Genomic DNA, 20365 nt, shown 5'->3' on the forward strand with positions numbered 1-20365 from the left:
CCCGCGCCACCTTTGCGGCTGCGCGCAACAATGGACGCCGGCCGGATCGCCGCGTTGTCGGTTCAGTCAAGGCAGTCGTCATCGTCAATGCAAATCGGCCCGTACAGGTTAACCCGAGAATGCGCCCATTCTTTCGAATACGGAGCGCACATGCGCGCTGTAGCGCACGAATTCCGTCGTCTCCCGCGTCGCCAGCGTCCGCGGACGAGGCAGATCGATCTCGATGACCTCCTCGATACGCCCCGGATCGCGGGCCATGATCGCCACCCGGTCCGAAAGCAGGATGGCTTCATTGATGCTGTGCGTAATGAACAGGATCGTCTTGCCGGTCTGCGACCAGATTCTCTGCAACTCGATATTGAGCTGGTCTCTGGTGATAGCGTCGAGCGCACCGAACGGCTCATCCATCAGCAGCAAAGCCGGATCGTCCAGCAATGCGCGGCAGATCGCCGCGCGCTGCCGCATGCCGCCCGACAACTCCCACGGATAGCGATTGGCTGAGCGCCGCAAGCCGAATGTTTCGAGCAGGGTGAGCGCGGCCTCGGTATACGGCTTTGTCGGCTTTCGCCGAAATTCGAGCGGAAGAAACACGTTGTCGAGAACCGTACGCCAGTCGAGCAGCATGTCGCGTTGAAACACGATTCCCATATCGTCGGGCGGTCCATCGAGCGGCTTGTCGTGCATCCGCACTTCGCCGCTCGTGATCTGGTCGAGCCCGGCGAGGCACCTCAGCAAGGTGCTCTTGCCGCATCCGCTCGGTCCGAGCAGGCTCAGGAATTCGCCTGCCCGGATATCGAGATCGACATTTGCGAGCGCGCGGATGTTTCCACGCTTGGAATTGAACGACTTGCAGACACCCCGAAGGGTGACATGCGCCGTTCCGATAGCACCCTGTTGCGCGCTCGCGGCGGCGTTCGACAGCGCAGCCTCCATTACTTCGCCTTGGGCACGAAATCGTTGGTGAAGTAATCGTCGGCCTTGGTTCCCGCCTTGATGACGCCGGACTGCTCCGAAAACTTGATGGCCGCCGCCCAGTCTTCCGGGGACTGCCAGAACAGCGGCTTGCCCTTGGTCGCATCGGTGTCGAGATAGGGGACCATCGCCTGAAGCTGCTGTCGCACATATTCAGGATCGAGCTTGGCCTTGGGACGGTTCTTCAACAACGCCTGGACCGCCTCTTCGGTCATCGAGCCGTCCTGGACACCTGCCCAGGCCTTCTGCAGCGCAGCGACGAAGCCGGCAATCGCCTTCGGCTTTTCCTTGATGACTGTCTCGTTGGCGATCAGACCGACACCCGGCAAGGGCAGACCCACATCGGTGAACAGCAGTCCCCGCGACAGACGGGGAATATTCTTGCGGATCGTATAGATCGGCACCGGCACGAACATGCCGTCGCCACCGCCGCCAAGATAAGTCGACACCTTGGCCGAGATATCGATGCTGGTCAGATCGACCTTCGACTTGTCCACGCCAGCCGCCTTGAAGTAGCTGTCCATGAACAGCGTCTCGACAGAAGCAGGCGAGAAATAGATCTTCTTGCCCTCGAGATCCTTGGGCTTGAAGATCGAACCCTTCTCGTCAACCACGATGCCAAGGTCGCTCTTGCGCAACACGCCGGCGACAGCCTTGACCGGAACGCCTTTCTCGCGTGCCACCACGGCAGACACGAAACCGGCATAGCCGAGGTCGTACTTGCCGGCGCCAACCAGTTGCACCGTCGTTGTCGTACCGGTGCCGTCCTCGATCGTCGGTTCAACGCCGTTTTCCTTGAACCAGCCCTTCTCCTGCGCAAGGTAGAACGGCGCATGCGCACCGTAGGGCAGGAAGTCGAGCCGGACCGAAAGCTTCTCCTGAGCGACGGCCGCATTGCCCGATAACAGCGCGACAGCAAGCGCACCGGCCAGCGAGACAAATGACCGCATCGTGATGCGGCTCTTAAACGTTGGATTGCGACGCATGAAACCCCTCGTGAATCGTTCGATATGGACCTGCAGTACGGTCGATCATCGTTGCGTGCGGCTGATCGACGAATTCCGTAACCATCGGCATCTCGCCCGCGTCTCGCCGCCGAACCAAACGGAGTTGAACCGGCCGTCTTGCCTCCTTCTGTTCAAAAAGATGCACACCCCTCTTTGAACGTCCGGAGTTCGATTTCCGCGATATGCAAGGCTTATGCCGTTACTCCCATCGTTCGCTTCATCCTAATATTGGAAATCGTATCGTTTTTGTTACAATACGCAACTGAAATCGTTCCACGGTCGCCAACGCGCGCCTTCGCGCGCCGGTTTGTCGCGGCGCGCACGGCAACAAGAGGAGTTGAAATCATGTTGGGGCCTTTGGGCTGGGTTCTGATCTATGTGACCGACGTCGCAAAGACGCGGCACTTCTATGAGACCGTCCTCGGACTGCGCGTGAAGCGATCAAGCCACCTGAAGACGATTTTCGACACCGGCAGTTGCACGCTGGAACTGATGAGTCAGCTCGACAACGGCCCCGACGCTGCGCAGATGGACGACAAGCGCGGCTGGGATCGCAACAAGACGCTGATCTCGTTTTATGTCGATGACATCGAGGCCGAGGTTGCAGCGATCGAAAGCCGCGGCGCCCGATGCATCTCGGGCATCAGGCCAACGGTTTCGGACCCGGGCGTTCCGCCTCGCGGCCGGCTCGCACAGTTCATGGACCCGGAAGGCAATATTGTCGAAATCTGCCAGGTCCCGCTCGGTTGACCCGTGAACCGCTGCGACGGCCACACCGGCCTCGTCTGTCGCTTGTTCGCGTAACAAGTCGCTTAGTTGTTCAACAATAAGCGCTAGAATACGAGTTGCGTGGACTTGATGAAGCGGACGCCGAGGGCGCGCAACGCAGTCTCGGCAAGTTCGTTCGCATCGTCGGCGACCGGTCTGGCTTTGCCTGCGTCCTCAATGATCACGGCTTCGAATTGCTCGCGCCGAGCGCCCTCAGCCGTCGCTTTCACGCAGCCGAACAACGCCAGCCCCACGCAGAAGACACGACGAAAGCCGCGCGCGCGCAGATAAGCGGCCAAGCCTGTCACCGTCTTCTGATCGTTCTCGAAGAACGCCGAATAGCTGTCCACCTCTCGGCGATAGCCTTTGCGGAGAATCAGTTCGGCCTTCCCTAATTCCAGATCGGGATGGAATTCCGCGCCGGCCGTCCCCTGGACGCAATGATCGTTGAACAGGCGCTGCGGCCCGTAGCTCACATCGATCATCTCCCCTGCGCTGTGCCCCGGATGCGCGCTGGCAAACGAAATGTGCCCCGACGGATGCCAGTCCTGGGCAGCGATCACGTGATCGAATGTCGCGACAAGCCTGTTGATCACGGGAACGATCGTCTCGGCCTCGGGGATTGCGAGCGAACCCGACACAAAGTCATTCTGCACATCGACGATGAGCAGCGCATCCTCGCCCGATAGTTTGATCCGATCCATCACCGTGCCTCTAGCGGACCCAGCGCCGCTAGCCTTCAGCCATTATGGTTCTGCGCATCGGAGGCGCTTTCCCGCGCATATTGCACGAGCGCCAGAAAGCGATACAGGCCATGCACGAACTTCCCGTAGGGAAACGTCAGGAACAGCGCGAACACGAATCCGAGATGCACCGCCAACAGCACGCCCATCGCCGGCGTCGCCCGGAGCACAAGCAGCAGCAGTCCGCTGACACTCGTCAGCAGCAGCATCATGATGAAAGCAACGTCCATTCCGAACCGCGCATGATCCACAAGCGCGGGATCGCGCCGCCACTTGGCGATCAGCAAACCGATCGGCCCGACCACGAGCCCGATGCCGCCGATCGTACCGAGGACCACCGGCAGATCATACCAGGCGTAAGGAGCCTCGCGTCCCAGCAGGTAATGATACAACGTCGCAACCGAGGTTGCCGCAAAGCACAGCAGAAACCCATAGAACGTCGCGTGATGATAGTGCTTGCGCCGATCGGTCGGCTGCTCGTCATCGTTCATGCAGCCGGCCTTGCCGCCGTCCAGGTATCGCAGGCGTCCGGCGTCCATCATGGCGCGCCAGATCGAAGCAAGCCCGCCCGATGGCGTGCCTCGGGATATATCTTTCCAGAACGCACGCATGCTCATGGTGAGTGCGACCATCGCGTAGACGAACACCCCTCCGAAAAGCGCAACCATCGCGTTGTGAGGCATCAACTTGTAGAATGCCCCCGGCCCGGTATGAACGCCGAACAAGACCGACGGATCGCGCGCGGCGACAAAACCGATGACGAACAGCGCCACGCTGAGCGCTGCAATGACACTGATCGCAAGGCCGTTGCGCGCAAACAGGCCCGAAAGGAAGCCCGGCCAAGCATAGGCGGCGTAGCTGTCGCCCCGCAATTGCGCGAGCGCGCGGGGAACATTCACGTCGAATTCGTGCGGAGGCGAAAACTGGCAGTCGGCGTAGCAGGCGCCGCAACTGTGGCACAGATTTGCGAGATAATTGAGATCGCCGTCGTTGAACAGACGGCGCCGCTCCATTGCCGGGAAAACGGCGCAGAGCCCCTTGCAATAACGGCACGAATTGCAGACGACCATCAGCCGGTCGGCTTCGGTCAAGGCCGCACTGCCGTGCGGCATCGTCGTATGCATATCAATTGCGCGCATTCTTCGCCGCTCCACGCCCTGCGAGGCGTCCGAAAACACTGCCGATCGTCATGCCAATTCCTGCCGCATATCCGCGACCCAGGACGTTACCGGCCATGACTTCGCCGGCTGCGAACATGTTTGCCGTCGGCCGCCCGTCCGCCATCAGCATGCGCGACTCTTCGTTCACCCGCACGCCGAGATAGGTGAAGGTGATGCCCGGCCGCACCGGATAGGCGTAGAACGGCGCGGCCTCGATCTTGCGCGCCCAATGGCTCTTCGGCGGCGTCAGACCCTCGGTACGGCAGTCGTCGAGATCGCTATGCTTGAACGTGCCCGGCCGAACCGCCGCATTGAAGTCGGCCACAGTCTTTTCCAGCACATCCGGATCCAGCTCGAGCTTCCCGGCCAGTTCGCGGATCGACCCGGCCGTGACCGGCGGAAACAGTGACGGCATGAACAGATTCAGCGACGACGCATCGAAAATGATATAGGCGATCTGGTCCGGCTGCCCGGCAACCAGGCGTCCCCAGATCGCATAGCGTTTCGGCCAGATATCTTCGCCCTCGTCGTAGAAGCGCACGGCATTCTTGTTGACGACAATGCCGAAGACCACGCAGTCCAGCCGCGTGATGATGCCGCCGTCATATTTTGGCGCGCGCGCGTCGATCGCCACGGCATGGCATTGCGTCGGGTCGCCGACTTCCTGAATGCCGGCCTCGAGCAGCATCTTCAACACCGCACCGCGGTTATACGGCGTTCCGCGGATCAGGAAGTTCTCCGCGGCATCGCCCCAGTATTCCTTGAGCCATTCGATATTCGACTCGAAGCCACCGGACGCTGCCACCAATGCGCGCGCACGCACCACGTGGGTTTGCCCTTCGGCCTGCACCGAGGCGGACAGGAACATGCCATCCTGGATGTCAAGCGCGGTCACGGGGGCGTCGTAGATCACGTCGACACCGAGTTCCTCCGCCGTGCGGTACAGCGCGTTGAGCATCGCGCGTCCACCGCCCAGGAAGAAAGCGTTGGTGCGTCCCAGCGTCAGCGTTCCTCCAAGGGAAGGCTGAAAGCGAATGCCCTGCTCCTGGAGCCAGACCAGCACTTCCTTCGATTCGCGGATCATGTGCTTGGCCAGTAGCTCGTCGGTCTGGCCGCCGGTGATGCGCAGAAGGTCGTCGAAGAACTCCTCTTCGCTGTAAGGCCCGGTCAGCGTCTCGGTGGCGCTGTCATGCGCGCAACGGAAGTTGCGGGTATGCCGGGTATTGCCGCCGCGATAGAATTTTGGCGCCCCCTCGACGACGAGAACCGACGCGCCGGCGCGACGTGCCGCGATCGCCGCGCAGAGCGCGGCATTGCCGCCTCCGGCGACCAGGACATCGTATTCCCGCGCCAGGAGTGCACGCGCGTCCTGTTGAGCTTCGGACACTGCCTGATTCATCGCGACGCCATTGCCTCTGCGCGCGGCAGGCGCGCTTTCCAGTAATGCCAGGCGCGCGCGAGGGTCGGCTCGGGGAAACGTCCAGCAAGCGCGATCTCGTCATCGGAAAATGTGTCGACCGGCCCGTGCAAACGCGCCGTTGCCTGAAGCAGCGCGTCGCGACAGCCGTATACGGATCGGAAAACCAGCTCGCGCGGATCCTTGCCGACGACGGTCGCGCCATGGCGCTTCATCAATACGATCGAGCCAGCCCCGAGGCATCGCCCCAGCGATTCTGCCTGCGCGTCCTGCGTCACCAGATGATTGGTCGGACCGAACTCGTCGCGCTGATCCCAGACCGGCACCTGCGTGCCGAGGACAGCACCGAGCTGGGTCACCACGCCGAGTTTGATATCGGTCAGACAGAACGGCATGACCGCCGGACTATGGTGATGACAGATCGCATGGACATCCGGGCGCATCCTGTACAGGACGGAGTGAATCACACGCTCCGAATACAGGGCGCTGTCAGTGTGGACGACAGGCTCTGCGGTCATGTCAAATTCGAGGATATCGGGTTCGGTCACCAGCTCCGGCGCCATTGACCGGGCGAGGAAGAACCGATCCGGCCTCGTCGGGTGCCGCATGCTGACATGCCCGAACGCGTCGAGAACACCTTCGTGGACCAGAATGCGATTTGCAGTTGTCAGGGCAGCCTGGGGGGTTTCAGTCACATCCATCGGCGTTGCGGGTGGGAGGGCATTGACTTGTAATATTATAGGGGATTGTTTAAAAAATGAAACAATCCAGAGCGAGAATACCGCTACGGGCTTCCTAGTTGCTATTTTTGTTGATATCTCCGGTGTTCGCTGGGTGTATCGAAAATAAGATTTCCGTCGGTTGAGGTTCGGGCGCGTCGATGTCTAATACGCTGCTGACATTGTTCCATGTCGATCGCTACAAGGAATATTATCGGACCGGAATGTGGCGCGACGAGACGGTCTACAGCCTCGTCCGTGATCATGCCGACCGCACTCCCGAACGCATCGCGGTGCGCAGCCGGTACGGCGACCTGACCTATCGCCAGCTTGTCGACTTCGCCGATGCCTTTGCGGGCGATCTCGCGGACCATGGCGTTGTCGCCGGGCAACGTGTTGCGGTGTGGCTGCCGAGCCGGCCCGAAGGCATCATTGCTCTCCTTGCCTGCAGCCGGAACGGCTATGTCTGCTGCCCATCGCTGCATCGCGACCATACGGTCGGCGATATCATCCAGTTGCTGAAGCGCATGCGCGCGTCAGCCGTCGTTGCCGAAGACGGCTATGGCGCCGACGCCCATCGAACCGATCTCTTTGCAAACCTCGCCCAGGTCGAGACGCTGCGGCGCGCCTACCGGCTTGAAAAGAGCGGACCGGGACAAGGCATCGGTATCGTGGCTGGCCGCAACGATCTGCCCCCTGCCACTGCGCGCGACGCGAACACCATCCTGTACCTCGCCTTCACATCCGGCACGACCGGCTTGCCGAAAGGCGTGATGCACAGCGATAATACGCTGCTCGCCAATGCGCGCGCGCTTTCGGCGGACTGGAGCATCGACAGCGATTCCGTCGTCTATTCGCTCAGTCCGCTCAGCCACAATCTCGGCTTCGGCGCCATGATCATGGCCTTGTCGGTCGGCGGACAATTGGTCATCCACGATCTGCCGCGTGGCGCAAGCCTGACGGACCGCATTATCGAGAGCGGCACGACCTTCCTCGTCGGCGTTCCGACGCATGCGATCGACCTGCTCGCGGAGGTGCGGGAGCGAAAGCTGTCTGGCATCGGACGGTTGCAGGGCTTCCGTATTTCCGGCGCCGCAGCGCCGCGCGAGCTCGTCGCCGGCCTGATCGATTACGGGATCAAGCCGCAGAGCGGTTACGGCATGACCGAGACCTGCTCGCACCAATACACCCTGCCCAACGACGACCCGCGGCTGATCGTGGAAAGTTGCGGCCGTTCCTGCGCTGGTTACGAAATCCGGATCTTCGATCGGGAGAATCCGGATCGTGAACTTCCGGCCGGCGAAATCGGTCAGATCGGAGGCAAGGGCGCCAGCCTGATGCTTGGCTATTTCGACGACCAGAAAGCGACCGAGGAATCTTTCAACCGGGACGGCTGGTTCATGACCGGCGATCTCGGCTGGGTCGACGAGAACGGATACCTGCGCATCACCGGCCGCAAGAAGGACGTGATCATTCGTGGCGGCCACAATATCTATCCCGCGAGGATCGAAGCGCTGGCGTCGACACATGACGCTGTGCAGCGGGTCGCGGCCGTCGCCATGCCCGATCCCCGCCTGGGCGAGCGGGTCTGTCTTGCAGTGATGTTCCAGCCCGGAAAGGCCGCAAGCGCAGAAGACATTCTCGATCATCTCGATGGCGTCGGGCTGTCGAGATACGACATGCCCGAATACTTCCTCAGCGTGGACGAGATTCCTCTCACCCCGAGTGGCAAGATCCGCAAACGCGATGTGGTCGACTGGATCGCAGACGGACGTGTCACGCCGGTCGCGGTGCGTTTCCAGGCCAAAGCCGAATGACGCAGGATCGCGACGTCGCGTTGACGCGACTGCGCGAAGAGATGGCGCGTCCGCCATTTCATTCGATCTTGCAGCCTCAGGCGGTGGCGGCCGATCCCGAAGATGGCTCGGTCACGATTTCACTCGCCTTCCGCGATGAACTGGCGCGCGCACCGGGCGAGAAAGCGTTTCATGGCGGAGTCATCGCTACACTGATCGACCTCGCGGGTCATGCCGCCGCCGCGGTTCAGGTCGGCCGCATGACGCCGACCATTGACCTGCGCATTGACTATTTGCGCGCTGCCGATGGCGGCGACCTCCTGGCGCACGCCAGGTTGCTGAAAGCGGGGCGCACGATCGCGCGCGTCGACATATCGGTGACGGACAGCAAGGGACGGCTCGTCGCGGTCGGCCGCGGGACGTTCAGTACCGCGTGATCGAGTGGCTCATCCGTGAGCAAGTCGTGGCGTCTATTTGCCCATCCTGCGGCTTGCTCCTTCCGGCGCCATGTAATTATATTGGTACAAATATAGTTATTGGTACGACGCGCGCTCGGACTGGCTGCAGGTCAGGCTGACACATCCGGCAAAAAGGAACATCCTATGGCGTTCAGACTTCGGATCTCCACCATTGCTGCCGTGGTGGGGCTTGCCGTTGCCGCGACTTCGTCTTTTGCGCAGACCTACCCGACCAAGCCGATCAAGCTCGTGCTCCCCTACACTCCCGGCGGAGTCGTTGACTTTATCGGCCGAACGCTCGCGCAAAATCTCGGCGACGTGCTTGGCCAGCCGGTGGTGGCGGACAATCGGCCGGGCGCCGGCGGCATTGTCGGAACAGACGCGGTCGCCCGGTCACCCGCCGATGGATACACGCTGCTCTTGATGGATCCTGCCATCGTCATCAATCCGACCCTGCAGGACAACGTACCCTACGACCTGTTCAAACAGCTCGAGCCCATTTCGGTCGTCAGTTCATCGCCACTGGTGCTGGTGGTAGCGCCCGGGCTGAATGTGAAGACCTTCGATGAGTTCATTGCCTACGCGAAGGCCAATCCCGGCAAGCTGAACTTCGCTTCGGCCGGTATCGGCACGACGCCGCACCTGTCCGGCGAGATGCTGAAGCAAATCACGGGAATTCAGGCGACGCACATTCCCTACAAGGGGATTGGAGCCTCCTTTACCGACATGATGGCGAACAAGGTCCAGTTCTCCTTCAGCAGCATTGCGGGTGCCCTGCCCTTCACCTCCGACAACCGGGTCGTCGCACTTGCCACGACCGGCGACACACCAAATCCGGTCTATGCCGACAAGCCCACGGTTGCGGATGCCGGGATCAAAGGATTCTCCGTCGATCTGTGGCTGACGGTGTTCGCACCGGCGGGGCTACCGGACGCCGTCAAGACAAAGCTGAATGATGCAATCACGGTCGCGCTGGCAAAGCCGCAGCTCAAGGAGGCCTTTGCCAAGGTCGGCGCTTCTCCGCGCGGCACAACCGCCGCGGCGGCAGCCGAGTTCGTGAAGGCCGATTTCGAAAAGTGGCGCAAGGTCATAACCGACGCGAACATCAAGAAGAACTGACGTTCCGCGCACCGATCGGAGCTGTGATGTCGCGCGTCAGGACTGGCAAGGACTTCTGGTCCGGCGTGATGTTCCTCTGCTTCGCCGCCGTCGGCCTGTATGTGTCCCGAAATTACGCGATGGGCTCGTCCGGCGAGATGGGCCCCCGTTACTTTCCGTTGCTGCTGGGCGTTCTGTTGGGAGCCATCGGGCTGCTGCTGATTGCCCGTTCGCTGATCAATGGCGATGAGCCGATCGAGGATTGGGGGCTGCGCGCGCTCCTGCTCGTTGTCGTTGGCGTTGTCCTGTTTGGGTTATGCATACAGCCGCTCGGCCTCGTCTTGAGCATCGCAATCACCGTCGTCGTGGTGGCATTCGCCGGACGCGGTTCAAATGCGATCGAAATCGGGCTGCTGGCCGCTGCCCTGGTCATCCTTTCGGCCGGCATTTTTCATTTCGCCCTGCAGCTGCCCTTGGCACTCTGGCCCTCCTTGTAGAATCAAAGGCCGCCGATGGACTTCGTCGCCAATCTGGCAACCGGCTTTAGCGTCGCCCTCACCGTCACGAACATTCTCTATTGCTTTGCGGGGGTCCTGCTCGGAACGCTTGTGGGTGTCTTGCCCGGAATTGGGCCTGTCACGACGGTGGCCATGCTGCTGCCGTTTTCGTTCACCCTGCCCCCGGAATCCGCCCTCATCATGCTCGCCGGCATTTATTACGGCGCGCAATATGGTGGCTCGACCACTGCGATCCTTGTCAACATACCTGGCGAAGCCTCCTCGGTCGTCACCACCATCGACGGGCACAAGATGGCGCTCGCCGGCAGGGCGGGACCGGCGCTCGGAATAGCCGCGCTCGGTTCGTTCTTCGCGGGCACAGTTGCGACGATTCTCGTCTTCGTCGCCGCGCCGCTGCTGTCCTCCATCGCCCTGAAGTTCGGGCCCGCCGAATATTTCTCGCTGATGGTCTGCGGACTCGTCGCCGCGATCGTTCTGGCGCACGGCTCGGTGATCAAGGCGATTGGAATGGTGGCCCTTGGACTGATGTTTGGGCTGGTGGGGACAGACATCAATTCCGGCGTCAGACGTTTCACCTTCGAGATGACCGGTCTCGCCGACGGTGTCGAGTTCGTCGCCCTGTCGATGGCCATCTACGGACTGGCCGACATCGTGCGCAACCTCGACCGCAATGAAGCGAACGGCACGGTCGTGCAGTCCAAGATCGGGCGGGTGTGGCCATCGCTGGCGGACATCCGGCATTGCATTCCCGCGATCCTGCGCGGCACCGGTCTGGGCTCGATCCTTGGCGTGCTGCCAGGCGGCGGCGCCCTGCTCGCCGCGTTCGCGGCCTACACACTCGAAAAGAAGGTCGCGAAGAAGCCTCGCCACTTCGGCGAGGGCGACATCCGCGGCGTCGCGGCTCCTGAATCCGCCAACAACGCAGGCGCGCAAACCTCGTTCATTCCGATGCTTACGCTCGGGATTCCGTCAAACCCGACCATGGCGATGATGATCGGCGCCATGATGATACACGGAATATCGCCCGGTCCACGGGTGATGACGGACCGGCCCGGACTGTTCTGGGGACTGATCGCGAGCATGTGGCTCGGCAATCTGATGCTCGTCATACTGAACCTGCCGCTCGTCGGCATGTGGGTGAAGCTTCTGCGCGTTCCGTATCGGTTGCTGTACCCATCCATCATCATCTTCTGCTGCATCGGCGCCTACGTCGTGAACCAGAACGTGTTCGACCTTTACGTCATGGCGTTCTTTGCGATCTTTGGTTACGTCTGCATCAAGCTCGATTGCGAGCCGGCGCCGTTGATCCTCGGTTTCGTGCTCGGTCCGATGATGGAAGAAAATCTTCGTCGCGCGCTTCTCCTGTCGCGCGGCGACGCCATGGTGTTCGTTCAGGAGCCGATCAGTCTGAGCTTCCTCATCATCGCGGCCGGATTGTTGCTTGTGGTCGCGCTTCCCGCGATTCAGAAGACGCGCGAAGTCGCGATGCAGGAATAGGCGCTCGGCTGACGTTACGCCCGCCTGGAATCAATCAGCGACTTCACCATTCGCGGCGTAATCGGAAGAGCCGTGATATTTCCGTTCCCGCCGAGCGCATCGTCGACGGCGGATGCGATCACCGCTCCGCCCGCAGCAATGCCACCTTCGCCCGCGCCCTTGATGCCGAGCGGATTGCATCCACTCGGCGCATCCTCGGCAATCAGAACATCGATCTGCGGCATCTCATGGGCCGTAGGGATCAGGTAATCCGCAAAGGTGACGCAGAGCGGCTGACCGCGCTCGTCGTACTGGAACTCCTCGAACAAGGCGCCTCCCAGCCCCTGCGCAAACCCGCCGACCAGCTGCCCGCGCACCAGCGCCGGGTTGATGGCGCATCCGATGTCGAACGCGATCAACAGCTTTTCGATCTGGACCGCCCCCGTCCCGGGGTCGAGTTTCACCAGCGCCAGCTGAACGCCATAGGGATAAGTCATGTGCGCGGTCGTGAACCAGCCATCGGCGCAGAGCCCTGGCTCGCGCGTGCCCCGCGTGCCCGATGCCGGCCTCAAGTGATGCACAATATCGGACAACGTCGTCGAAGGCCCGCTCCCATCGGATCGGACGATGGTGCCGTCATGTATCGTCAGGGTCGACGCGTCCGTCTGGAGAAGTTGCGCGGCCATATCGAGCGCCTTGGCCCGCACATTGGCAGCGGCAACAGCCGTCGCGTTGGCCGTCATCACGGTCGCGCGGGTCGCATGCGCGCCGATGCCGTATTCGATCCGGTCGGTGCGACCATGGACGACGCGCACATCGCGATAATTCACGCCAAGCCCGTCTGCGCAGACCTGCGCCATGACGGTTTCAAAGCCTTGACCAACAGAAGCGCCACCGGTCACGACCTCGACATCTCCGCCGGGATGCACGTGTATCCGTACCCCGTCAGTCGGTCCGAGACCGCTCTTCTCGACATACATGGCGATGCCGAGACCGACATATTCGCCTGACGCGCGACGTTCGCGGACGTCGCGTTCATGCTTGTCCCATTCGAAACGCGTCAGCGCCTGGTCCAGCAGTCCCTCGTAATGTCCGGAATCGAGAACGACCTCGTCGCCCAGCGCCGTCAGCGGCCGCTCATACGGCATTTCGTCCGGCGAGATCAGGTTGCGCCGGCGCACCTCGATCCGCGACATGCCAAGCTTGCGGGCGATGGCGTCCATCAGCCGTTCGCGCACGAAATTGGTCTCGTACCGTCCGGGTGCGCGATAGGTCGCGGCCGGTGTCTTGTTCGTCAGCCGGAAATGCCCGTTCACGCGGAAATGCGGCAACCGATAGGGTCCCGGCAGGATCCCGCACGACATATCCGCGACACGCGTGCCATGCGTGCGGATATAGGCCCCCTGGTCGTGGAAAAAATCGTCGTCGATCCCGAGAAGCCGCCCCTCTGCGTCGACCGCCGCGCGAATGCGGTGACGCTGCTGCCGCGAATGGTTGGCCGCGATCATGTGCTCGCGGCGGTCCTCGATCCACTTTACCGGTCGGCGCAGCCGCATCGCCGCGACCAGCACCAGAATATCCTCCGGATAGATCTCGCCGCGCACGCCGAAGCCGCCACCCACGTGAGCCTCGAACAGATGAATTCCGGCGGGACTGCGGCCGAGCATTCGCGCCAGCGACTCGCGATTGCGATGCGGCACCTTGGCGGCGCCGTGCAATTCGAGCACGTCACGCGCCGCATCGTAGCGCCCGATCGCGCCGCGCGTCTCAAGAGGTACGCCCGAATGCCGGCCGACCGAGACATCGATCTCCACGCTCGCCGCGGCGTCCTGGAATGCGCGATCGATATCGCCGTAGCCTTGTCGGCACACCGTCGGCTCGGTCGTGAAGCCTGCAGCGAACTCGGAGACCGGAAGCGACGCGTCGATGACAGCATCGTCCTCCTCGATCTCGACCGTCACAAGATCGGCAGCGTCCTCGGCGACATACGCATCGTTCGCAAATACGGCCGCCACCGGCTCGCCGACATATCGCACCTTGTCCCGCGCCAGGACAGGTTGCCTGAATGGCGCGAGCTTTTCATTCGGCCCTTCGCGGAAATCGATAGGCGGCAAGTCGGCGATGTCGTCGGCCGTCCAGATGGCAACGACTCCCTTGACCGCTTTCGCTTCGGAGACGTCGACCGATTTGATCGATCCATGGGCGTAGGACGATCTTACGATCCGCATGTGCAGCTGATGAGGAAACGATATGTCTCCCGCAAAGCAGCCTTGCCCTGTCACCAGTGGCTTGTCTTCGATCCGCTCGACCGAAGCGCCGATCCACGATTTCGGCACGGACGTCACGCGCCAGCTTTCAGTTCCGCAGCAGCCGCCTTGACCGCCTTGATGATGTTCTCATACCCGGTGCAGCGGCAGAGGTTCGACGACAGCAGATCGACGATTTCGGCGTCGTCCATGTCAGGGTTCTTTTCCAGGGCGCCGACAGCGAGCATCAGGAATCCCGGGGTGCAAAATCCGCATTGCAGGGCATGATGGCGCATGAACGCCTGCTGCATCGGATGCAGCTTTTCGCCGTCGGCGAGCCCCTCGACGGTCCGGATCGCACGGCCGTTGGCCTGGATGGCAAACATGAGACAGGACCGGACGGGCTCGCCATCGACGAGGACGGTGCAGGCCCCGCACACCCCATGCTCGCAGCCGATATGCGTCCCGGTCTGCCCGCAATCGTCGCGGATGACGTCACAGAGTGTGCGTCGCGGTTCGACCGCAACCGCATGATCCACGCCGTTGATAGTCAGGGTGATGTCGATCTTGTCGGTCATGCCGCGTTCTCCAGCGCGCGCTGCACCATGGTGCGCACGACGCCGCGCCGGTAGGAGGCCGTGTTATTGATGTCCTCGATCGGATCGCAGGCCGCCGCGGCCAGCTTGGCAGCCTCCGAAAAAACGTCCGCGCCCGGAACTTTCCCGCGTAGATAATCCTCGGCGTCGGCCATACGCCGCGCGTGCGACTCGGCACCTCCGATGCCGACGCGAGGCTCGGCAATCGCTCCGTTTTCGAGACGGTACGTGACGAGCGCCATGGCGACAGCGAAATCGCCCTTGCGCCGGCTGTGCTCGACAAAGCCGGTGCGTGTCCCCTCCGCAAGCATCGGCAACTCACACGCGATGATGAGTTCGTCCTCCTCGAGACTTGTCGTCATGATCCCCTGATAAAAATCCACCGCTGCTATGCGGCGGTTTCCACGCTCACTACGCGCCACCACGTGCCCATCCAGGGCCGCCATCACGCAACACCACTCGGACGCCGGATCGGCGTTGGCGACGCTGCCGCAAAACGTGCCGCGCGTCCGGATCGGGTAATGGGCAATATTGTGAACGACCTTGCGCAGCAGCGCCCCCGTCGCGCCCGGCAACGCATCGCCGTCAAAGGCCGCGTGGCGGACGCAGGCCCCGATCGACACCACGTCGCCCGATACAACCAGTGCCTCCAGTTCGGCGATGCCGTTGATGTCGATGAGGTGGGTGGGCCGCGCCATACGGAACGCCATGGTCGGCACCAGGCTCTGCCCTCCGGCCAGGATTCGTCCGTCGTCCGGGCCGTACTTGGCGAGAAGGGTCACCGCCTCGTCGACCGTTGCGGGCGCGTAGTAACTGAAAGGTGCCGGCTTCATTGGGCGTCGGCCTGTTGGGAGGGCGGCCGCGCGCCCGGAGCAGGCACTGGCAGCCGTTTTGTAAACTTATTGCTACACTTGACGGAGCCAGACTTACATACTTCCAATGTTGCGTAAAGCATGGAATTATAAGGGCTTAATGTATTAGACGCGACCGGGACCCGCCGTCCCGGTTGCAACTGGCCAGCGATTTGTACTAAAAATGACATAGCAGTTTTGGCGGAAAAATAAAATGCGCGCAGCGATCGTCAAAGAGTTCGGCCCCATTGCCAGCCACCAGGTTGGCGAATTGCCCGACCCGGTGCCTGCGCCTGGGCAAGTCCTGGTCCTTATAAAAGCGACAGCGGTCAATTACGTCGATAGTCTGGTGGTGACCGGCAAGTACCAGTTTTTGCCCGAGCGCCCCTTCGCGCCGGGCAAATTGCCGGCGGGCGAGATCGTGGCACTGGGCGTAGGGGTCGAAGGTCTCCGGATTGGCGACCGGGTGCTGACCCTCGCGGAGCAAGGCGGATATGCCGAGAAGATCGCGGTCGATGCCAAGTCCTGCTTCAAGCTCCCGTCGAAGATGAGCTACGTCGAAGCCGCATCGATGGCGCTGGTATACGATACCTCATGGTTTGCTTTGCGGGAGCGCGCCAGACTGCAAGACGGCGAGAGCGTTCTCGTCCTTGGCAGCACCGGCGGTGTCGGCCTTGCCTCGGTCCAGCTCGCCAAAGCGATGGGCGCCCGTGTTCTGGCCGGCGTATCAAATGCCGCCAAGGCGCCCCTCGCCCTCGAAGCCGGCGCCGATGCGGTTATCGATTTGTCCAAAGACAATCTCCGCGATGCGTTGCGTGAGGATGTCCATGCCCAGAACGGCGGAAAAGGCGTCGACGTGGTGATCGATCCAATCGGCGGCGACGCCTTCGACGCCGCGCTCCGGGCGCTCGCCTGGCGCGGTCGCCTTGTGGTGATCGGGTTCGCCGCCGGGCGCATCCCGAGCGTCAAGGCGAACTACCTGCTGGTCAAGAATATCGAAGTCAGCGGTCTTCAGGTCAGCGACTATCGAAAGCGCATGCCGGCCCTGATGGCGCAATGCATGGACGAGATTTTCGCCCTCTACGAGGCCGGAAAGCTCAAGCCCGCCGCAACCGTCACCTATCCGCTTGAAGCTTTCGCCAGCGCCTTGCAAGATATCGTGGACAGGCGCGCAACCGGCCGTATCGTACTCGAACCCCATCCCTGATTCTGGCGAGATTTCAATGGCGTTCCGTTATGATGAGATCGGAAACCGCCTGAAGGCCTATCGGCTCGGCTCGGGTCTGAGCGCCGACGAGATTGCGAACCAGCTCGGCATTTCCCGTACCGCCCTGTATCGGTTCGAAAAAGGCGAGCTCGCCAAGATCGAGACACTGGAGCGGCTGGCCGAGCTGCTTGGCGTTTCGATTCCGACCCTGCTTGGCGTCGGAATTGAATATATCCCTTCCGCGGTCACCTACTTTGAGAGGATGCGCCAGATCGAAGAGAGCTCGGAGCATCTCATGGTGCTGTCGGGCCCTATTTCTTTTCTGCTGGCATCGGACAGCTTCGAGAAAACGCTCGAAGAGGTCCTGACCGAGAATGTGACCAAGAACGTCGCCAACCGAGAGCGCGCGCTGAGCGATATCCCAAAGATCATAAATATCCTGCGCGAGCGCAAGGCGACCTACAAGCGCCGGCGGCCCACCATCGTCAATCTCATGTCGGCGATGGAAATCGAGCGCTTCCTCCATCACGGACTCATCGGCCGCAAGGGCCTGCCCGAAGAAGTCGTCGTGCAGCGAAGGGCGCTCGCGCGTTCGGAAATCCAGCACTTCATAAAGCGGCTCGAGGACCCGCCGATGGGCGTGCAGATCGGCATCGTGACCGACACGCTTCCGCATACGGGCTTTCAACTGTTCCGTCAGCCCGACCGCAAGGTTCTGGTCCTCAGCCCGTTCCGTCTCGGCGGCGAGCCGAACGTGCGTGTCGGTGTCGCGATGATCACCTCCGCGCCCGACGCGCTGGCCTTCCACGAGGCGGCCATCGACGAGATGTGGGGCCGCGCCCTGAAGGGACAGGCCGCCGCTGATCTCGTCAAAGGCCTGTTGGCAGAAAGCGATGCCCTGCCGGACGACGGCGATTTCGTTCAGCGTCAGAAGCCGGCCGCACGTGGCACCCGCAAGCCGCGCGCCCTGATGTAGCGGCGCAGCCATTAATGCAATCTGGCCCGTCAAAGACGATTGGAACATCGACACCGCGGATCGAGGACAACGATCTGCTGCGCGGCAAGGCGCAGTTTGTCGCCGACATCCGCATGCCCGGGATCCTGCACGCCGCCTTCGTGAGAAGCTCCTACGCGCACGCGCGGATCAACGGGATCGACACCACCGCCGCGCTGGCCGTGCCGGGCGTCGTCGCGGTGCTGACGGCGAGCGACATCCGCGCCCACGCCGTCATGGACAGGCTGGTTGTCGCGCTGCCTGACAAGACCTACCGGCAGCAACGCGACCGGCCGATCCTCGCCGATACCGAGACGGTCTATATCGGTGAAGCGATCGCTTTGGTCCTCGCCGAGGATCCCTATCTCGCCGAAGACGCAGCCGGGCTGGTCGACATCAGCTACGATCCCCTCCCCGCCGCTGCCGATTGTCGTGATGCACTGCGCGACGGAGCGCCAACGGTGCATAGCGACGCCTCCGACAACCTGGTCGCCGCCTTCAAAAGCTCTTACGGAGATGTCGATGCGGCGTTTTCAGCCGCGCCACATGTCGTCAGGGAAAGCTTCTGGACGCATCGTGGATGCGGTCATTCGCTGGAAGGTCGAGGGTGTCTCGCGCATCGCGACCCCGTCGGCGGCATGCTGACACTCTGGAGTTCGACGCAGACGCCGCTCGTTGGCGCACGGATTCTTGCCGAGGTCCTGGACCGCGAGGAGTCGTCCATTCGCGTCGTGGCACCCGACGTCGGCGGCGGGTTTGGTCCCAAGCTGGTTTTTTATCCGGAAGAAGCCGCGGTCGCGGTTGCCTCAGTGGCCACTGGGCGCCCCGTTCGCTGGATCGAAGACCGGCGAGAGCATTTCCTGTCGACCACGCAGGAGCGTGATCAATATTGGGACGCCGAGATCGCGTTCGACGACGATGGCCGGATTCTGGGAGTCCGCGGTTCGCTGGTGCATGATCACGGTGCCTACACGGCGCGCGGCCTGACCGTGCCGCAAGGAGCCGTCGCCTCGCTGTCGCTGCCCTATGTGATCCCGGCCTTTTCGATGGACGTGAAGGCTGCGCTCACCAACAAGGTGCCTGTGACTCCGGTTCGCGGCGCAGGTCAGCCGCAAGGCGTGTTTGTCATGGAGCGCCTGCTCGACCGCGCGGCGCAGACGCTAAACCTGGATCGCGCCGAGATCCGACGCCGCAATCTCGTGCCGGCCGACCAGATGCCGTTCAAGAAGGGTTTCGTCACGCGCGGCGGCATACCGATCGTGCTCGATTCCGGCGATTATCCGGCTTGCCAGGCGGACGCCTTGCAGAAGGCCGGTTGGGATGACTTTCCAGAACGCCAGCGGCTTGCACGCCGTGACGGGCGCTACCTCGGCATCGGTCTCGCAAACTTCGTCGAGGCGACCGGTCGCGGTCCCTACGAGCAGGTGCAGGTCCGGGTGACCTCGACCGGCAAGATCGAGGTTGCAACCGGCGCTGCGGCCATGGGCCAAAGCACGAAGACCATGATCGCGCAGATTGTCGCCGAGCAACTCGGCGGTGACATCGGTCGGATCGCCGTGACCGCGGGCGACTCGGGGAAGATCGCGATGGGTTTCGGCGGCTTCAACAGCCGGCAGACCGTGATGGCCGGCTCGTCCGCGCATACAGCGGCGTTGAAGGTGCGCGACAAGGCGCTGCTCGCGGCGAGCCATATGCTGGAGGTCGATGCTGGCGATCTCGATATCGAAGGCGACACGATCGCGGTGAAGGGCGCGCCGGATGTGAAGGTGACGCTGCGGGCGGTCGCAAAAGCGCTGTCGGGCGCGCCTGGCTTTGTCCTGCCGGGCAATTTGAGCCCCGGTCTGGAGGCGACCGAAACTGTCGTGATCGATGCGATGACTTACGGCAACGGCTCGACAATTGCCGAGGTCGAAGTCGACATCGCGACCGCAGCGGTCAAGGTCAGCCGCATCGTTTTCATCCATGACGCGGGCAGGATCGTCAATCCGGTGATTGCCGATGGCCAGATCGTCGGCGCCATCGCGCACGGGATCGGCAACGCGCTTTACGAGTGGATGGGATACGACGAGGATGCTCAACCGATCACCACGACGCTCGCCGACTATCTCCTCGTCACCGCGTCCGAGATTCCGATACTCGAACTGGGACATCGCGAAACACCGACGCCGCTCAACCCGCTTGGCGTGAAAGGAATTGGCGAGTCGGGCATCCTGCCCATTCCCGCTGCGATCGCGTCCGCGGTAGAGGATGCGTTGTCGCCCTTTGGCATTCGCATCAATCAGTTTCCGATCCGGCCGCGCGACCTGTGGGACATGCTGGCCGTAGCAAAAGCCGCTTGA

General features: G+C 62.2%; 18 protein-coding genes. 9 read left to right on the forward strand and 9 right to left on the reverse strand.

What is annotated here, in order from left to right:
* Nucleotides 1-108: 108 nt before the first annotated feature.
* Nucleotides 109-933, reverse strand: coding sequence for an ABC transporter ATP-binding protein (locus AC5I5I_RS06350; RefSeq protein WP_495971014.1), 825 nt, complete (start codon nt 931-933; stop codon nt 109-111).
* Nucleotides 933-1958, reverse strand: a complete 1026-nt coding sequence (locus tag AC5I5I_RS06355) for an ABC transporter substrate-binding protein (RefSeq protein WP_495971016.1) — start codon at nt 1956-1958, stop codon at nt 933-935. Before AC5I5I_RS06355 ends, AC5I5I_RS06350 begins: the two co-directional genes overlap by 1 nt.
* A 366-nt stretch (nt 1959-2324) precedes the next feature.
* Here AC5I5I_RS06355 and AC5I5I_RS06360 point away from each other — a divergent pair, with 366 nt between their 5' ends.
* Nucleotides 2325-2729, forward strand: coding sequence for a VOC family protein (locus AC5I5I_RS06360; RefSeq protein WP_495971018.1), 405 nt, complete (start codon nt 2325-2327; stop codon nt 2727-2729).
* 83 nt (nt 2730-2812) lie between these two features.
* Here AC5I5I_RS06360 and AC5I5I_RS06365 read toward each other — a convergent pair whose 3' ends face one another.
* From AC5I5I_RS06365 to AC5I5I_RS06380, 4 genes are read right to left on the reverse strand one after another with little or no spacing between them, the layout of a single operon-like run.
* The gene (locus AC5I5I_RS06365) at nt 2813-3451 is read right to left on the reverse strand and encodes a nicotinamidase (protein ID WP_495971020.1); all 639 of its coding nucleotides are present in this window, start codon (nt 3449-3451) and stop codon (nt 2813-2815) included.
* A gap of 35 nt (nt 3452-3486) precedes the next feature.
* Complete coding sequence (gene tcuB, locus AC5I5I_RS06370) at nt 3487-4629, reverse strand: tricarballylate utilization 4Fe-4S protein TcuB (protein WP_495971022.1); 1143 nt, start codon at nt 4627-4629, stop codon at nt 3487-3489.
* A complete protein-coding gene (tcuA, locus tag AC5I5I_RS06375) occupies nt 4616-6004 on the reverse strand; it encodes an FAD-dependent tricarballylate dehydrogenase TcuA (protein ID WP_495971148.1) in 1389 nt (462 codons plus the stop codon). Before tcuA ends, tcuB begins: the two co-directional genes overlap by 14 nt.
* 41 nt (nt 6005-6045) lie before the next feature.
* Entirely contained in the window at nt 6046-6768 is a 723-nt protein-coding gene (locus AC5I5I_RS06380) for a class II aldolase/adducin family protein (RefSeq protein WP_495971024.1), read from the reverse strand.
* 179 nt (nt 6769-6947) lie between these two features.
* On the opposite strand from AC5I5I_RS06380, the gene AC5I5I_RS06385 reads away from it, so the two are divergent.
* From AC5I5I_RS06385 to AC5I5I_RS06405, 5 genes are all read left to right on the forward strand, one after another.
* On the forward strand, nt 6948-8603 hold the full coding sequence (locus tag AC5I5I_RS06385) for a class I adenylate-forming enzyme family protein (protein ID WP_495971026.1): 1656 nt from the start codon (nt 6948-6950) through the stop codon (nt 8601-8603).
* The gene (locus tag AC5I5I_RS06390) at nt 8600-9019 is read left to right on the forward strand and encodes a PaaI family thioesterase (RefSeq protein WP_495971028.1); all 420 of its coding nucleotides are present in this window, start codon (nt 8600-8602) and stop codon (nt 9017-9019) included. Before AC5I5I_RS06385 ends, AC5I5I_RS06390 begins: the two co-directional genes overlap by 4 nt.
* A gap of 165 nt (nt 9020-9184) precedes the next feature.
* The gene (locus AC5I5I_RS06395; protein ID WP_495971030.1) at nt 9185-10159 is read left to right on the forward strand and encodes a tripartite tricarboxylate transporter substrate binding protein; all 975 of its coding nucleotides are present in this window, start codon (nt 9185-9187) and stop codon (nt 10157-10159) included.
* Between the two features lie 26 nt (nt 10160-10185).
* Nucleotides 10186-10635: a tripartite tricarboxylate transporter TctB family protein gene (locus AC5I5I_RS06400; RefSeq protein WP_495971032.1), complete on the forward strand. Its 450-nt coding sequence runs from the start codon at nt 10186-10188 to the stop codon at nt 10633-10635.
* A 15-nt stretch (nt 10636-10650) separates the two neighbouring features.
* Nucleotides 10651-12153 carry a tripartite tricarboxylate transporter permease gene (locus AC5I5I_RS06405; protein ID WP_495971034.1) on the forward strand — a complete coding sequence of 501 codons (1503 nt, stop codon included), beginning with the start codon at nt 10651-10653 and terminating at the stop codon, nt 12151-12153.
* A 14-nt stretch (nt 12154-12167) separates the two neighbouring features.
* On the opposite strand, the gene AC5I5I_RS06410 is transcribed toward AC5I5I_RS06405, so the two are convergent.
* From AC5I5I_RS06410 to AC5I5I_RS06420, 3 genes are read right to left on the reverse strand one after another with little or no spacing between them, the layout of a single operon-like run.
* The gene (locus tag AC5I5I_RS06410) at nt 12168-14468 is read right to left on the reverse strand and encodes a xanthine dehydrogenase family protein molybdopterin-binding subunit (protein WP_495971036.1); all 2301 of its coding nucleotides are present in this window, start codon (nt 14466-14468) and stop codon (nt 12168-12170) included.
* 5 nt (nt 14469-14473) lie between these two features.
* Nucleotides 14474-14956 carry a (2Fe-2S)-binding protein gene (locus AC5I5I_RS06415; protein ID WP_495971038.1) on the reverse strand — a complete coding sequence of 161 codons (483 nt, stop codon included), beginning with the start codon at nt 14954-14956 and terminating at the stop codon, nt 14474-14476.
* The gene (locus AC5I5I_RS06420; RefSeq protein ID WP_495971040.1) at nt 14953-15807 is read right to left on the reverse strand and encodes an FAD binding domain-containing protein; all 855 of its coding nucleotides are present in this window, start codon (nt 15805-15807) and stop codon (nt 14953-14955) included. The genes AC5I5I_RS06415 and AC5I5I_RS06420 overlap by 4 nt, the downstream gene beginning before the upstream one ends.
* Before the next feature lie 232 nt (nt 15808-16039).
* On the opposite strand from AC5I5I_RS06420, the gene AC5I5I_RS06425 reads away from it, so the two are divergent.
* The 3 genes from AC5I5I_RS06425 to AC5I5I_RS06435 are packed head-to-tail and all read left to right on the forward strand — an operon-like array spanning nt 16040 to nt 20365.
* Nucleotides 16040-17032, forward strand: a complete 993-nt coding sequence (locus tag AC5I5I_RS06425; RefSeq protein WP_495971042.1) for an NADPH:quinone oxidoreductase family protein — start codon at nt 16040-16042, stop codon at nt 17030-17032.
* Between the two features lie 16 nt (nt 17033-17048).
* Entirely contained in the window at nt 17049-18008 is a 960-nt protein-coding gene (locus tag AC5I5I_RS06430) for a helix-turn-helix domain-containing protein (protein ID WP_495971044.1), read from the forward strand.
* Between the two features lie 14 nt (nt 18009-18022).
* Nucleotides 18023-20365, forward strand: coding sequence for a xanthine dehydrogenase family protein molybdopterin-binding subunit (locus AC5I5I_RS06435; protein ID WP_495971046.1), 2343 nt, complete (start codon nt 18023-18025; stop codon nt 20363-20365).

It is taken from the genome of Pseudorhodoplanes sp., assembly GCF_059499825.1.

Excerpts from the sequence above, each read along its gene's own strand:
- AC5I5I_RS06350 (WP_495971014.1), bottom strand. The coding sequence starts at position 933 with ATGGAGGCTGCGCTGTCGAACGCCGCCGCGAGCGCGCAACAGGGTGCT.
- AC5I5I_RS06355 (WP_495971016.1), bottom strand. The coding sequence starts at position 1,958 with ATGCGTCGCAATCCAACGTTTAAGAGCCGCATCACGATGCGGTCATTT.
- AC5I5I_RS06360 (WP_495971018.1), top strand. The coding sequence starts at position 2,325 with ATGTTGGGGCCTTTGGGCTGGGTTCTGATCTATGTGACCGACGTCGCA.
- AC5I5I_RS06365 (WP_495971020.1), bottom strand. The coding sequence starts at position 3,451 with ATGGATCGGATCAAACTATCGGGCGAGGATGCGCTGCTCATCGTCGAT.
- tcuB (WP_495971022.1), bottom strand. The coding sequence starts at position 4,629 with ATGCGCGCAATTGATATGCATACGACGATGCCGCACGGCAGTGCGGCC.
- AC5I5I_RS06380 (WP_495971024.1), bottom strand. The coding sequence starts at position 6,768 with ATGGATGTGACTGAAACCCCCCAGGCTGCCCTGACAACTGCAAATCGC.
- AC5I5I_RS06385 (WP_495971026.1), top strand. The coding sequence starts at position 6,948 with ATGTCTAATACGCTGCTGACATTGTTCCATGTCGATCGCTACAAGGAA.
- AC5I5I_RS06390 (WP_495971028.1), top strand. The coding sequence starts at position 8,600 with ATGACGCAGGATCGCGACGTCGCGTTGACGCGACTGCGCGAAGAGATG.
- AC5I5I_RS06395 (WP_495971030.1), top strand. The coding sequence starts at position 9,185 with ATGGCGTTCAGACTTCGGATCTCCACCATTGCTGCCGTGGTGGGGCTT.
- AC5I5I_RS06400 (WP_495971032.1), top strand. The coding sequence starts at position 10,186 with ATGTCGCGCGTCAGGACTGGCAAGGACTTCTGGTCCGGCGTGATGTTC.
- AC5I5I_RS06405 (WP_495971034.1), top strand. The coding sequence starts at position 10,651 with ATGGACTTCGTCGCCAATCTGGCAACCGGCTTTAGCGTCGCCCTCACC.
- AC5I5I_RS06415 (WP_495971038.1), bottom strand. The coding sequence starts at position 14,956 with ATGACCGACAAGATCGACATCACCCTGACTATCAACGGCGTGGATCAT.
- AC5I5I_RS06420 (WP_495971040.1), bottom strand. The coding sequence starts at position 15,807 with ATGAAGCCGGCACCTTTCAGTTACTACGCGCCCGCAACGGTCGACGAG.
- AC5I5I_RS06425 (WP_495971042.1), top strand. The coding sequence starts at position 16,040 with ATGCGCGCAGCGATCGTCAAAGAGTTCGGCCCCATTGCCAGCCACCAG.
- AC5I5I_RS06430 (WP_495971044.1), top strand. The coding sequence starts at position 17,049 with ATGGCGTTCCGTTATGATGAGATCGGAAACCGCCTGAAGGCCTATCGG.
- AC5I5I_RS06435 (WP_495971046.1), top strand. The coding sequence starts at position 18,023 with ATGCAATCTGGCCCGTCAAAGACGATTGGAACATCGACACCGCGGATC.